The sequence below is a fragment of the Xanthomonas sp. SI genome (assembly GCF_014236855.1).
GTDB lineage: Bacteria > Pseudomonadota > Gammaproteobacteria > Xanthomonadales > Xanthomonadaceae > Xanthomonas_A.
This window is the reverse complement of record NZ_CP051261.1, coordinates 2,360,965-2,373,638: the sequence shown is the minus strand read 5'-3', so window position 1 is coordinate 2,373,638 and position 12,674 is coordinate 2,360,965. Positions and strand designations below refer to the sequence as shown.

10 protein-coding genes are annotated in these 12,674 nt (G+C 70.6%); 4 read left to right on the top strand and 6 right to left on the bottom strand.

Annotated features, from left to right (window positions below):
• Nucleotides 1–504: 504 nt before the first annotated feature.
• Nucleotides 505–1,461, bottom strand: coding sequence for a hypothetical protein (locus HEP75_RS09765; RefSeq protein WP_255424042.1), 957 nt, complete (start codon nucleotides 1,459–1,461; stop codon nucleotides 505–507).
• Entirely contained in the window at nucleotides 1,458–3,143 is a 1,686-nt protein-coding gene (locus HEP75_RS09760) for a diguanylate cyclase (protein WP_185826285.1), read from the bottom strand. Before HEP75_RS09760 ends, HEP75_RS09765 begins: the two co-directional genes overlap by 4 nt.
• 491 nt (nucleotides 3,144–3,634) lie before the next feature.
• Between HEP75_RS09760 and eat the strand changes: the two genes are divergently transcribed.
• From eat to HEP75_RS09740, 4 genes are all read left to right on the top strand, one after another.
• The gene (gene eat, locus HEP75_RS09755; RefSeq protein ID WP_185826284.1) at nucleotides 3,635–5,011 is read left to right on the top strand and encodes an ethanolamine permease; all 1,377 of its coding nucleotides are present in this window, start codon (nucleotides 3,635–3,637) and stop codon (nucleotides 5,009–5,011) included.
• 49 nt (nucleotides 5,012–5,060) lie between these two features.
• Nucleotides 5,061–6,455 (top strand): ethanolamine ammonia-lyase subunit EutB, encoded by a 1,395-nt coding sequence (locus HEP75_RS09750; RefSeq protein WP_185826283.1) that lies wholly within the window; start codon nucleotides 5,061–5,063, stop codon nucleotides 6,453–6,455.
• A gap of 11 nt (nucleotides 6,456–6,466) precedes the next feature.
• Entirely contained in the window at nucleotides 6,467–7,294 is an 828-nt protein-coding gene (gene eutC / locus HEP75_RS09745) for an ethanolamine ammonia-lyase subunit EutC (protein ID WP_185826282.1), read from the top strand.
• A gap of 528 nt (nucleotides 7,295–7,822) precedes the next feature.
• Nucleotides 7,823–9,004: a putative acyl-CoA thioester hydrolase gene (locus HEP75_RS09740; RefSeq protein WP_185826281.1), complete on the top strand. Its 1,182-nt coding sequence runs from the start codon at nucleotides 7,823–7,825 to the stop codon at nucleotides 9,002–9,004.
• Between the two features lie 31 nt (nucleotides 9,005–9,035).
• Here the strand turns inward: HEP75_RS09740 and HEP75_RS09735 are convergent, their stop codons facing one another.
• From HEP75_RS09735 to HEP75_RS09720, 4 genes are read right to left on the bottom strand one after another with little or no spacing between them, the layout of a single operon-like run.
• The gene (locus HEP75_RS09735) at nucleotides 9,036–9,737 is read right to left on the bottom strand and encodes a squalene/phytoene synthase family protein (RefSeq protein WP_185826280.1); all 702 of its coding nucleotides are present in this window, start codon (nucleotides 9,735–9,737) and stop codon (nucleotides 9,036–9,038) included.
• A 21-nt stretch (nucleotides 9,738–9,758) separates the two neighbouring features.
• The gene (locus HEP75_RS09730; protein WP_185826553.1) at nucleotides 9,759–10,496 is read right to left on the bottom strand and encodes a phosphoglycolate phosphatase; all 738 of its coding nucleotides are present in this window, start codon (nucleotides 10,494–10,496) and stop codon (nucleotides 9,759–9,761) included.
• Between the two features lie 49 nt (nucleotides 10,497–10,545).
• A complete protein-coding gene (ubiG, locus tag HEP75_RS09725) occupies nucleotides 10,546–11,265 on the bottom strand; it encodes a bifunctional 2-polyprenyl-6-hydroxyphenol methylase/3-demethylubiquinol 3-O-methyltransferase UbiG (protein WP_185826279.1) in 720 nt (239 codons plus the stop codon).
• A 52-nt stretch (nucleotides 11,266–11,317) separates the two neighbouring features.
• Entirely contained in the window at nucleotides 11,318–12,652 is a 1,335-nt protein-coding gene (locus tag HEP75_RS09720) for a TRZ/ATZ family hydrolase (RefSeq protein ID WP_185826278.1), read from the bottom strand.
• Nucleotides 12,653–12,674: the final 22 nt, after the last annotated feature.

Genomic DNA, 12,674 nt, shown 5'->3' with positions numbered 1-12,674 from the left:
GTCGTTCGTCTTGCGCGGTTCGACGTGCGCATCGATCCGCTGTTGGTGCTGGAGCGGACGAAGTAACAGCCGGCAGTTCATCTCCAGTGGCGCGCGGCGGCGCGTTCTTCATCTCCGTGGCCGAGACGTTCGTCTTGCCCGGCTCGATGTGCGCATCGATCGGTTGCTGGCGCTGAAGCGCACGAAGCGACTGCTTTTTTGTGGGAGCGACTTCAGTCGCGACGGGCCTTACCGGTAGAGCCCGTCGCGACTGAAGTCGCTCCCACAGAAGTCGCCTCCACAAATATCGAGGGGCGTTCGCCCCTTTTGTAGAAACGGCTTCAGTCGCGGCCGGCGCAGCGGTGAACCTTCGGGCTTCGGACATGACATGGTCGCGGCTGAAGCCGCTCCTACAGTGCACACCGCAAGTACCCGCGCACCTTGTAGGAGCGGCTTCAGCCGCGACAGACACCATCCGCCAACGCACTTTCGCAGCTTACGAAACTCCTGCTTGAGCAGCCGGCGCTACGCCGGCGCATCCTCCGCCTGCAACAGCCGGCCCAGCACCACGTGCGAGGGGCTGTTGGCCAGATCCAGCGGCATCACCAGCTTGGGATTGGGATGGGGCAGCGGCGTTGGCGTTGCATCGGCGGCCGCCTCCACCAGCAGCGAACCGTCGTCCAGCGCTTGATTGGTGATCGGCAGCGGCTCCAGACCCAGCCCGGCGCGCACCGCATTGGCGCGCGTGGCCAGTTCATCGTCGCCGACCGCGGTCAGCGAGGCCGCCAGCATGCCCGCCGGCGCGCCTTCCACCGCGGCCAGGCGCTGCGCCACGTCGCCGAGCGCCTGCTGCCGCTGCGGGTGCAACAACTGCCACACCTCCTCCCACAGCGCCTTCCAGTCCATGTCCGGAAACGGCAGGTGGGTCGGTCCGCTGAGCACGATCTGCGGTGCCAGCCGTCCGCTCGGCTGCGCGTCGCATTCGGCCAGGGCGCGGTACACCACCTCGCTGCACACCATGTGCGAAGGGTTGTCGCGGACCAGATGGTCCAGCGCCTCGCGCACCACGATCCGCGCCAGCCAGTGCTGCGGCCACTTGCCGCGGATCGCCACCAGCACGCCCAGCGTGGCCAGGCTGTCCAGCGGATACGGCACGCCGAGCAGCGACTGCGCCTTGGCCAGCACGCTGGCGCGATCGGCATCGTCCAGCGCGACGCCGGCGTAGCTGAGCGGGCGGTAGGCGTCGATCAGCAGATAGTTACCGGTATCGGCCAGCCGCTGCTGCAGCGGATAGCGGCGCACGCCCTTGGCCGCGGCCTCGATGAGGTCGCCCTGGTCGGCCACGATCGCGGCATGGCTGTAGATGCTGTCGCCGCACCAGGCGATCAGTTCCGAAACCGGACCGCGGCCCAGCTGCAGCAGGATGTCGGCGACACGCAGTTGCGTGGGATCGATCGGGGAAACGGCGGGACCTGCAGTCATGGCGGCGACTCCTCGTGGATGGACGTGATCGGGGATACGCTGACCCGGTTTCGGCCGGCGGCTTTGCTGGCGTAGAGCGCGGCGTCGGCGCGCTGCAGCAGCGACTCGATGCTCTCGCCCTGCTGCCATTGGGCCACGCCGACGCTCAGCGTGCATGACAGCGTCTGCCCGCCGCGCTGCAGCGGCTGTTCGTGCAGATGCCGGCGGATGTCTTCGGCCACGCGCTGCGCCGCGGCGAGCGTGGCGCCCGGCATCAACACCAGCATTTCGTCGCCGCCCTGGCGGCCGAGCGTGTCGGTGCTGCGCAGGCGCGCGCGGGCGCAGGCGGCGACCCAGCGCAGGCAGTCGTCGCCGGCACCGTGACCATGCACGTCGTTGATGCGCTTGAAGTGGTCGATGTCGACATAGGCCACGGCCAGCGGCTGCGCGGCGGCCGTGGCGTCCAGCATCGCCTGTGCCAGGCGCTGCTGCATCGCCGCGCGGGTCAGCATGCCGGTGAGGCCGTCCACCGTCGCCAGCCGGTTCACCCGGTCGCGGTCGCGGCGCAGTTCCAGCATCTGCTCGGCCAGGCCGATCGTCACCAGCAGGCACGAAATGGCCAGCGCCAGGCTGATGCCGTGCGCCACCCAGGGCGTGGCTTGGTCCAGGCGCAGCCATCCGCTCAGCTCCAGGCAGCGCAGCACGCAGAACGCCAGCAGCGGCGCCCACGACGCCAGCAGGTGCCAGGCATAGCGCTGCCCGCGCAAGGCCAGCAGCAGCGAGCACGGCAGCAGCAACATGGCGCTGACGATCAGCGTGAGGTTGCCGAGCAGGCTCAGCCAGGACGCCGTCGAGACCACGCAGGCCGCGGCGATGCACAGCAGGAAGATGGCGCAGGCCCGCAGCACCCGGTCCAGCCGCGGCAGATGCCGGTACATTTCCAGCTGCCGGCGCTGGAAATTGATGATGAAGAAGCCGCCCAGCGCCGCCACGATCCGTATCGGCGCTGGCGAGGAAGCGAACAGCACGTCCAGGCCCGGCACCACCCGCGCTTCGCCGCCGATGCCCAGCAGGTACAGCAGCACGCACAGGACGTTGGCGGTGAAATAGCCGTAGACCCGTTCGCGCAGCCGCGCCCACAGCGCGATCGCCAGGATCGCCAGCACCGCGGTCGAGCCGATGATGAAGGCGCGCCAGCCGACGTAGTGCAGGTCGTCGCGGTGCACCTGCGCCAGCGGTGCGATCGACACCGGCATCGGGACCGCCGCCGGCGCGTGTACCCGCAGCCACACCGAGGCGCCCTGCGGCAGGCCGTGCGGCAGCGCGATGACCAGCGCGCGGGTCGAATAGCGCAGGTCGGCGTCGGCGCCGTACAGCGCGTGCCGGGTCGGCGTGGCCTGGCCCGGCACCCAGGCTTCCACCTGGGTCAGATACGGCGCCTGCAGCACCAGTTGCGGATCGCCGTCGCTGCCGATCGCGCGGTCGGCGCGGACGCGCCACCAGGTCGGCGTCTTCAGCGGCTCGTACAGGGCGCTGCCATGCGCACCGTCCTGCAATTGCGCCAGATGCGCCCCCGTCACCACCTCGGCGGCGGGCGGATCGGCCGGCAGGCGTTGCAAGTGCACATGCTGCGCGAACGCGGCTTCGGCCACGCACAGGCACAGCAACAGCAGCCAGCGCGAGCAACGGCACAAACGCGTCATACGTCGATCAGGGCCTGTCGGCGCGACGGGGCTGGGCCATGTCGCGGTGTCCGGCGTGCGACCGCTGGCGCCTGGCGCCGCAGCCGGCGCACCGCGCGTCGGCGACGCGCGCCCCCGCCTGGACGACGGCCACGGCAGACCGACGGAACGCGCTTGAGCGCGCCCGGTGCGGCGGCATCGTGCGCTCGCTCATCGGCCTACATCCCACTCGGTCTTCCTCGTCGCGTCCGCGCCAACACGGCGTTGCCCGTCCCGCACCGGACTGACGGCCCCCTGAAATCTGCACCCGAGCATAGCGCAGCCGCCGCCACCGATCGTATCCAAATGCGGCCGCGGACCGAACCTGCGGCAGCCATGCTGCTTTGCGGTATAACCGTAAAGCGGCCTGCGTAAAAACGGCCGGCCCTGCGCCGGCACAGGCGCGCAATGCGCAATCGCAGTCCCCGCGGTGGTTCGCCGCGGCGTTCGCTCTCCCTCCCCCCGTCCAGGAGATGTGCGCAATGACGATCGACAAGCTCAAACCCACCCTCGGCACCCTGCACCTGTGGGGCATCGCCGTGGGCCTGGTGATCTCCGGCGAATACTTCGGCTGGAGCTATGGCTGGGGCGCCGCCGGCACGCTCGGCTTCCTGGTCACCACCGTGCTGGTGGCGGTGATGTACACCTGTTTCATCTTCAGCTTCACCGAACTGACCACCGCCATTCCCAACGCCGGCGGTCCGTTCGCCTACAGCCTGCGCGCGTTCGGCACTGCCGGCGGGATGATCGCCGGCATCGCCACGCTGATCGAGTTCGTGTTCGCGCCGCCGGCGATCGCGATGGCGATCGGCGCCTACCTCAACGTGCAGTTCCCGACCCTGGACCCGCGCCTGGCCGCGGTCGGCGCCTATGCCATCTTCATGACCTTGAACATCCTCGGCGTCGGCATCGCCGCCACCTTCGAGCTGATCGTCACCGTGCTGGCGGTGATAGAGCTGCTGGTGTTCATGGGCGTGGTCGCGCCGGGCTTCAGCGTGGCCAACTTCGCGCGCGGCGGCTGGGCCGGGTCGGACACCTTCAGCCTGGCGGCGGTCGGCGGCATCTTCGCCGCGATCCCGTTCGCGATCTGGTTCTTCCTGGCGATCGAGGGCGCGGCGATGGCCGCCGAGGAAGCCAAGGACCCCAGGCGCACCATCCCGCGCGCCTACATCGCCGGGATCCTGACCCTGGTGACGCTGGCGTTCGGGGTGATGATCATGGCCGGCGGCGTCGGCGACTGGCGCACCCTGTCCAACATCAACGATCCGCTGCCGCAGGCGATGAAGGCGGTGGTCGGGCACAACTCGACCTGGCTGCACATGCTGGTGTGGATCGGCCTGTTCGGCCTGGTGGCCAGCTTCCACGGCATCATCCTGGGCTATTCGCGGCAGTTCTTCGCGCTGGCGCGCGCCGGCTTCCTGCCGCACGGCCTGGCCAGGCTGTCGCGCTTCCGCACCCCGCACCGGGCGATCCTGGCCGGCGGCGTGGTCGGCGTGGCGGCGATCTACAGCGACGGGCTGGTGCAGGTGCAGGGCATGTCGCTGACCGCGGCGATGATCACCATGTCGGTGTTCGGCGCGATCGTCATGTACATCATGAGCATGCTCAGCCTGTTCAAGCTGCGCCGCGCCGAACCGCAGCTGGAACGCAGCTACCGCGCGCCCGGCTATCCGCTGGTGCCGGCGCTGGCGTTGCTGTTGGCACTGGTGTGCCTGGCGGCGATGGTGTGGTTCAACGCGCTGCTGGCGCTGGTATTCCTGGGCCTGATGCTGCTCGGTGCCGGCTGCTGCGCGCTGAGCCTGCGCGGCAACGGCGGCATCGTCGCCGCCGAGGCCAGCGGCGAGGCATGATCGAGGACACGGCGCCCGCCGCGCGCGGGCGCCTGCAGGAGAACCCGGCATGAGCGGTTTCGCACACAGCGTCGGCGGCCAGACCTGGCGCTTCGACGACCTCAAGGACCTGCTGGCCAAGGCCACACCGGCGCGCTCGGGCGACCGCCTGGCCGGGCTGGCCGCGGCCAGCGAGCCGCAGCGGGTGGCGGCGCAGATGGCGCTGGCCGACCTGCCGCTGCGGCACTTCCTCGACGAGGCGGTGATTCCCTACGAAGACGACGAGGTGACCCGGCTGATCGTCGACAGCCACGACGCGGCCGCGTTCGCGCCGGTGGCGCACCTGACCGTCGGCGGCTTCCGCGACTGGCTGCTCAGCGAAGCGGCCGACGAGGCCGCGCTGGCGGCGCTGGCACCGGGCCTGACCCCGGAGATGGCCGCGGCGGTGTCCAAGCTGATGCGGATCCAGGACTTGGTGCTGGTGGCGCAGAAGATCCGCGTGGTCACCGCGTTCCGCAACACGCTCGGATTGCGCGGGCGCCTGTCCACGCGCCTGCAACCCAACCATCCCACCGACGACCTGGCCGGCATCGCCGCCAGCGTGCTCGACGGGCTGCTGTACGCCAACGGCGATGCGGTGATCGGGATCAACCCGGCCAGCGACAACACCCAGACCATCTGCGAACTGCTGAAGATGCTCGACGCGGTGATCGCCGGCTACCAGATCCCGACCCAGGCCTGCGTGCTGACCCACGTCACCACCTCGATCGAGGCGATCGAACGCGGCGTGCCGCTGGATCTGGTGTTCCAGTCGATCGCCGGCACGCAGAAGGCCAACGCCAGCTTCGGCATCGACCTGGCGCTGCTGCAGCAAGGCTACGAGGCCGGGCTGAGCCTCAAGCGCGGCAGCGTCGGCGACAATGTGATGTATTTCGAGACCGGCCAGGGCAGCGCGCTGTCGGCCGACGCGCACCACGGCGTGGACCAGCAGACCTGCGAAGTGCGCGCCTACGCGGTGGCGCGCCGCTTCAAGCCGCTGCTGGTCAACACCGTGGTCGGCTTCATCGGTCCCGAATACCTGTACGACGGCAAGCAGATCATCCGCGCCGGCCTGGAAGACCACTTCTGCGGCAAGCTGCTCGGCGTGCCGATGGGTTGCGACATCTGCTACACCAACCATGCCGAAGCCGACCAGGACGACATGGACGTGCTGCTGACCCTGCTCGGCACCGCCGGGATCAACTTCATCATGGGCATCCCCGGCTCCGACGACGTGATGCTCAACTACCAGACCACCTCGTTCCACGACGCGCTGTACGCGCGCCAGGCGCTGGGCCTGCGTCCGGCGCCGGAGTTCGAAGCCTGGCTGGAGCGGCTGGACATCCTGCGCCTGGACAACGGCCGCTTCCGCCTCGGCCACGAGCCGCCGGCCGCGTTCCGGCGCGCGCTGGCGCAACTGAGTTGAGCGGGCCGCGCATGCACGACGACAGCGACCGCCCTGCCCGCGCCGATCTCTGGGCCGCGCTGCGCCGGCTGACCCCGGCGCGCATCGCCCTGGGCCGCACCGGCACCAGCCTGCCGACCGCGGCGCAGCTGGATTTCCAGTTCGCGCATGCGCAGGCGCGCGACGCGGTGCACCTGCGCTTCGATCCGGCGCCGCTGGCCGCGGCGCTGGACGCGCGTGGCCGCGATCACGTCGCGCTGCGCAGCGCCGCGGCCGACCGCCACGTCTACCTGCAGCGGCCCGACCTGGGCCGGCGGCTGAGCGAGGACGCGGCCAGCGAACTGCGCGGCCGCATCGCCATGCAACGCCGCAGCTACGACCTGGCCGTGGTGGTGGCCGACGGGCTGTCGGCGCTGGCGGTGCATCGCCATGCCACGCCGATGCTGGAACGCATCGACGCGCTGGCCGCGGCCGAAGGCTGGACGCTGGCGCCGGTGGCGCTGGTCGAACAGGGGCGCGTGGCGATCGGCGACGAGATCGGCGAACTGCTGGACGCGCGCATGAGCGTGGTGCTGATCGGCGAGCGCCCCGGCCTCAGTTCGCCGGACAGCCTCGGCCTGTACTTCACCTACGCCCCGCGCGTGGGCCTCAACGACGCCTGCCGCAACTGCATCTCCAATGTGCGCGAAGCCGGCCTGAGCTATGCGCAGGCCGCGCACAAACTGGCCTGGCTGATGCGCGAGGCGTGCCGGCGGCAGCTCTCCGGCGTGCAACTGAAGGACCAGGCTGACACGCCGGCGCTGTCGGCCACCGACGAGGCCGCGCCCAAGTCGCTGGGCAATTTCCTGATCCCGGAGTGAGCCGCGCCCTGCCCGTCCGCGCGATGGACAGAGCCGGCGCAGATACATCGGTGCGCGCGCACGCCATGTCCAGGCAAGCATCGGCGCTGCGCGCGGCCCGGCTTGCGCAACGCGTCCTCAGCGACGCTGCCGGCGCCGGCGCCATCCCCCGAATCCTGGCCCGACACCCCTCAGGCGTCGCGCAGCGCCGTGGCGCAACGCAGCAGCCGGAGCGAAGCGCTAGCGCTGCCGCCGGCTGACCTGGGATCCGCTTCCGCCCAAGCATAGCAATCCATCACACAAGCAGTGCCGGCGGACGCAGTGCCTAGAAACGCCTACCGCGCCAAACCGTGATCGCTCCGCCACAACCGGGATTTGGCTGCGGCATCGAACGGCAGCGCGCCAAGGCGCGCCTAGCATTCGCGCCGGCCACGCCATGGCCGCCGATCGCCTCCCTGCGGCCACCGAATGACACCGGTATCAATCCGGTGTCGACGACGCTGCAGCCGGGGCGCAGCAGGTCCCATCCCAAACCCGAGAGCACACGCCATGACCGTATCGCGCTGGTTCCAGATTCCCGCCACCCTCGCCCTGGCCGGCGGCGCCATCGCCACCGCCTGGGCGCTGACCGGTACCGCCTCCCGGCCGCAATTGACCAGTTCGGAAGCGGCCAACCAGACCGTCGCCAAGCACCTGGCCCAGGCCGGCACCATCGGCGCACTGACGACCGACAACTGGAACCCCAGCGCCGGCGTCGCCCTGCTCACCGCCGACTACGCGGTCGCCGCCGACGGCTCCACCCGCTACCGCACTGTGCAGGCCGCGGTCGATGCCGCGGTCGCGGCTGGCGGCACGATGCGGCGCTACATCAGCGTCAAGCCCGGCACCTACAAGGAAGTGGTCTGCGTGCCCGCGGCGGCGCCGCCGATCACCCTGTTCGGCCTGGGCAGCGCGCCGGCCAACACCACCATCAGCTTCGGCAACGCCAACCCGACGCCGAAACCGAGCGGCAGCGCCACCCACCCCTGCGCCAGCAACGCGTCCAGCAGCACCGTCGGCACCTCCGACAGCGGCACCGTCACCGTGCGCGCGGCGCAGTTCCAGGCGCGCAACCTGGCGATCGTCAACAGCTACGTCGAGGACACCTACGCCAGCAGCAACCAGTCGGCGGTGGCGCTGGCGCTGCGCGGCGACAAGGCGGTGCTGGAGAACGTGGCGCTCACCGGCAACCAGGACACCCTGCTGGTCAGCGGCGGCAGCGCCAACACGGTGATCCGCGCGTTCTTCAAGGGCGGCAGCATCGAGGGCGACACCGACTTCATCTTCGGCTCGGGCGTGGCCGTGTTCTCCGGCAGCACCATCCGCTATACCGCCGCGCGCCGCGGCGCCAACAGCGGCGGCGTGATCTTCGCCCCCAGCACCCGCCCCGGCAGCGGCTACGGTTTCCTGGCCGTGGCCAGCACCTTCGATGCGATCGGCAGCCCGTCGGCGAACACCGTGTACCTGGGCCGCGCCTGGGACGAGAGCGTCGGCAGCCTGTCCAACTACGTCAACGGCAGCTCGCCCAACGGCAAGGTGGTGATCCGCGAGTCCAGCCTGGGCGCGCACGTGCGCAAGAGCGCGCCGTGGAACGCGTCCACGGTCGGCCGCCCGTATTGCAGCAGCGGCTGCACGCAGTCGGCCAACCGCTTCTTCGAGTACGCCAACAGCGGCGCCGGCAGCGCCAACTGAGCCGCGCGCCTGGATCGGCCGTGCCCGGCGCTCAGCCCAGGCCGGCCCACCAGGCGCGCCACAGCGTGGCCATCTGGCTCGGCGGCTTGCGCGCAGCGCTGGCCTGCTGCGCGATCCGCGCACGCGCCAGCGCCGACACGATGCGCCGCGGCCGCGGCCCGGCCACGCGCCGCGGCCAGCGCTGCAGCAAGGCCTGTGCCCAGCGCTGCTGCGCCTGCGCCGCCTCGCCGCCGCGCAGCGACAGCGGCACCGCGGCGATGCCGGCGTCGGCGAGCCGCTGCGCCAGCACCTGCGTGGCCAGCGCCGCCGCGGCGTCGCGCTGGTCCTCGAACACCTTGCATTCGACCTGCGCCGCGGCCAGCGCGAACGCCTCCAGGCGCTCGTAGGCATGCGCCGGATCGGCCGCGGCCGCGCGCGAGGCGAGCAGCCCCGGCAAGGCCTCGGCCAGTTGCGCCCATGGCGCGGCGACCGGCTCCAGCACCCGCCCCAGCGGATGCCGCGAGCGCTGCCCGGCCCAGCTGCGCAATTCCTCGCCCCACCACGCCAGCTTGGCGTCGGCCGGCAACGGATCGCCGGCGATGTTGAGGATGTCGTCGAATTCCTGCAGCAGCGCGAACCAAGCCACCGCGCGTATGCGCTGCGGCGCCGGCACGAAAGTCTCGGCCACCGTCCATTCCGGCCAGCGGCTGCGCCATTTGTCGAGGAAGGCATCCAGGGCGGAGGTACTGCTCATGCGATCGGAAGGTCCGGAAAGTCAGGGAAGCTGCGACGCGCCGGGCCAGGCGCTCGCATCGAGCAAGTCGGCAGGGGCGGCGACCAGCGCATCGGCGCGCCAGGCCAGCGGATCCTCGCCGTCCAGGCGATAGCCCCACAGCACCGCCACCGAGGCCATGCCGGCGGCGCGCGCAGCGAGGATGTCGCGTTCATCGTCGCCGACGTAGGCGACCTGCTGCGGCGGTACGTCCAAACGCTGCGCGGCGACCTGCAGCGGCAGCGGGTGCGGCTTGCGCTCGGCCAGCGTGTCGCCGCCGATCAGCACCGCGCAACGCCGTTCCCAGCCCAGCTGCGGCAGGATCAGCCGCGCCAGGTATTCGGGCTTGTTGGTGACGATGCCCCACACGCAGCCGGCATCTTCCAGCCGCTGCAGCAGCGCCGCGATGCCGTCGAACAGCTGCGAATGCCGGCCGATCCGCCTTTCGTACTGGCGCAGGAAATCGGGAATCAGCGCATCGCGCTCCGCGGCCGGCAACTCGGGAAAGGCGACGCCCAGCATCGCCCGCGAGCCCTTGGACACCACCGGACGCAGCTGCTCCAGGGTCAGCGCATCGCGCCCGCGGTCGGCCAGCAGCGCATTGGCCGCGGCCAGCAGATCCGGCGCGCTATCGAGCAGCGTGCCATCCAGGTCGAACAGCACCGCGCGCGGGAAATTCCGCGATGCCGTGGCCTGCGGCGGCTGAGCGCCGCGATCCTGGCTTCGGGAATCGGAAGGCATCACGCGCACGCACACATGCTTCTGCCAATCCCGAATCCCGACTCCCGAATCACGGCTTCACCGCACACGCCAGGTAATTCACCTCGGTGCGCGTGGACAGCCGCGCGCGGTTGCGCCACGGCTCGTACAGCATGCCGCTGACGTCGTGCAGCTGCAGCTCGGCCTGGCGCAGCCAGGCCGCCAGTTCGGCCGGCTTGATGAAATCCTGGTAGCGGTGGGTGCCGGTGGGCAACAGCCGCGCCACGTACTCGGCACCGACGATGGCCAGCGCGAACGCGGCCGGGGTGCGGTTGAGCGTGGACAGGAACAGCTGGCCGCCGGGCTTGAGCAGGGTCGCGCAGGCGCGCACGATCGCCGCCGGATCGGGCACGTGCTCGAGCATCTCCATGCAGGTGATCGCGTCGAAACTGCCCGGGCGCTCGGCGGCCAGGTCCTCGACCGACTGCACGCGGTAGTCGACCTCCACCCCGGATTCGAACTGGTGCAGCCGCGCCACCTTGACCAGTTCCGGCGACAGGTCGATCGCGGTGACCTGCGCGCCCTCTTTGGCCAGCGCCTCGCTGAGCAGGCCGCCGCCGCAGCCCACGTCGAGCACGCTGGCGCCGCGCAGCGGCAGCCGCTCGGCGACGTAGCGCAGGCGCACCGGGTTCAGCGCGTGCAGCGGCTTCTGCGGGCCGTCGGCGTCCCACCAGCGGGTGGCCAGCGCGCCGAACTTGTCCAGTTCGGCCTGATCGAAATTGGCGGACGTATTGGAAGCGGAAGCGGTCATGACGGCGTCTCGGTTGGGCCGCGCGCGGATCGCGGCACGGCAGTAAAGCGGATCAGGCGTGCACGCTGCGGATGCGTTCGCGCCATTGCCGCGCGTTGGCGACCAGCGCGTCGGTATCCATGTCCACCAGCACGCGCTGATCGAGCTTGCGCTGGCCGGCGATCCACACATCGCTGACCTGCTGCCGGCCGGCCGCATAGACCAGTTGCGACAGCACGTTGTGCAGCGGCTGGGTCTCCAGCGCCGACAGGTCCACGCAGATCAGGTCGGCCTGCTTGCCGACCTCGATCGAACCGATCTTCTCGCCGAAGCCGAGCGCGCGCGCGCCGCCCAGCGTGGCCGCGCGCAGCGTGGTCGCCGCGTCCAGCGCGGTGGCGTCGTTGGCCACCGCCTTGGCCAGGATCGCCGCGGTGCGGTTCTCGCTGAACATGTCCAGGTCGTTGTTGCTGGCGCAGCCGTCGGTGCCGATCGCCAGGTTCACGCCCGCGCGCTGCAGCGCGCAGGCCGGGCAGAAGCCGGAGGCGAGCTTGAGGTTGGATTCGGGGCAATGCACCACGCTGACCCCGCGCTCGGCGCACAGGTGGATCTCGGCGTCGGTGAGCTGGGTCATGTGCACCGCGATCAGGCGGTCGTTGACCAGGCCCAGCCGGTCCAGCCGCGCCAGCGGGCGCTGGCCGTACTGCTTGAGCGAGTCGGCGATTTCCTGCGCGGTCTCGTGGGTATGCAGGTGCACCGGCACGTCGAGCTGGTCGGACAGCATCCGCACCCGCTCGAAGTTCGCGTCGTTGACCGTGTACGGCGCGTGCGGGGCGAAGGCGATGCCGATCAGCGGATCGTCGCGCCACTGGTCGTGCACCTCGCAGGCGCGTTCGAAGTATTCGTCGGAGGTCTTGGCCCAGGCGGTCGGGAAATCGATGATCACCGTGCCCACACGCGCGCGGAACCCGTGCTGCTTGTACACCGCGGCCTGCACGTCGGAGAAGAAGTAGTTCTCGTTGGCGCAGGTGGTGCCGCCGCGCAGCATCTCGGCGATCGCCAGCGCGGTGCCGTCGGCGACGAACTCCGGGCCGATCACCGCGGTCTCCACCGGCCAGATGTGCTGCTGCAGCCACACCATCAGCGGCAGGTCGTCGGCGATGCCGCGCAACAGCGTCATCGGGTTGTGGGTGTGCGCGTTGACCAGGCCCGGCAGCAGCGCCGCGTCCGGGCGCGACACGGTGCGCGCGGCGGAAAAGCGCGCACGCGCCTCGGCGATCGGCAGCACCGCGACGATCTCGCTGCCGCGCACCGCCACCGCGTGGTCTTCCAGCACCACCGCATGCGGCTCGATCGGGACCACGTAGCCGGCTTCGATCAGCAGGTCGCAGGATTCGGGGATGGAGGTCATCGCAATGCTCTGGGAAAGGAAA

What these genes read in the sequence shown, in the direction of transcription:
- HEP75_RS09765 (WP_255424042.1), bottom strand. Translation starts at nt 1,461, where the DNA reads ATGACTGCAGGTCCCGCCGTTTCCCCGATCGATCCCACGCAACTGCGT.
- HEP75_RS09760 (WP_185826285.1), bottom strand. Translation starts at nt 3,143, where the DNA reads ATGACGCGTTTGTGCCGTTGCTCGCGCTGGCTGCTGTTGCTGTGCCTG.
- eat (WP_185826284.1), top strand. Translation starts at nt 3,635, where the DNA reads ATGTGCGCAATGACGATCGACAAGCTCAAACCCACCCTCGGCACCCTG.
- HEP75_RS09750 (WP_185826283.1), top strand. Translation starts at nt 5,061, where the DNA reads ATGAGCGGTTTCGCACACAGCGTCGGCGGCCAGACCTGGCGCTTCGAC.
- eutC (WP_185826282.1), top strand. Translation starts at nt 6,467, where the DNA reads ATGCACGACGACAGCGACCGCCCTGCCCGCGCCGATCTCTGGGCCGCG.
- HEP75_RS09740 (WP_185826281.1), top strand. Translation starts at nt 7,823, where the DNA reads ATGACCGTATCGCGCTGGTTCCAGATTCCCGCCACCCTCGCCCTGGCC.
- HEP75_RS09735 (WP_185826280.1), bottom strand. Translation starts at nt 9,737, where the DNA reads ATGAGCAGTACCTCCGCCCTGGATGCCTTCCTCGACAAATGGCGCAGC.
- HEP75_RS09730 (WP_185826553.1), bottom strand. Translation starts at nt 10,496, where the DNA reads ATGCCTTCCGATTCCCGAAGCCAGGATCGCGGCGCTCAGCCGCCGCAG.
- ubiG (WP_185826279.1), bottom strand. Translation starts at nt 11,265, where the DNA reads ATGACCGCTTCCGCTTCCAATACGTCCGCCAATTTCGATCAGGCCGAA.
- HEP75_RS09720 (WP_185826278.1), bottom strand. Translation starts at nt 12,652, where the DNA reads ATGACCTCCATCCCCGAATCCTGCGACCTGCTGATCGAAGCCGGCTAC.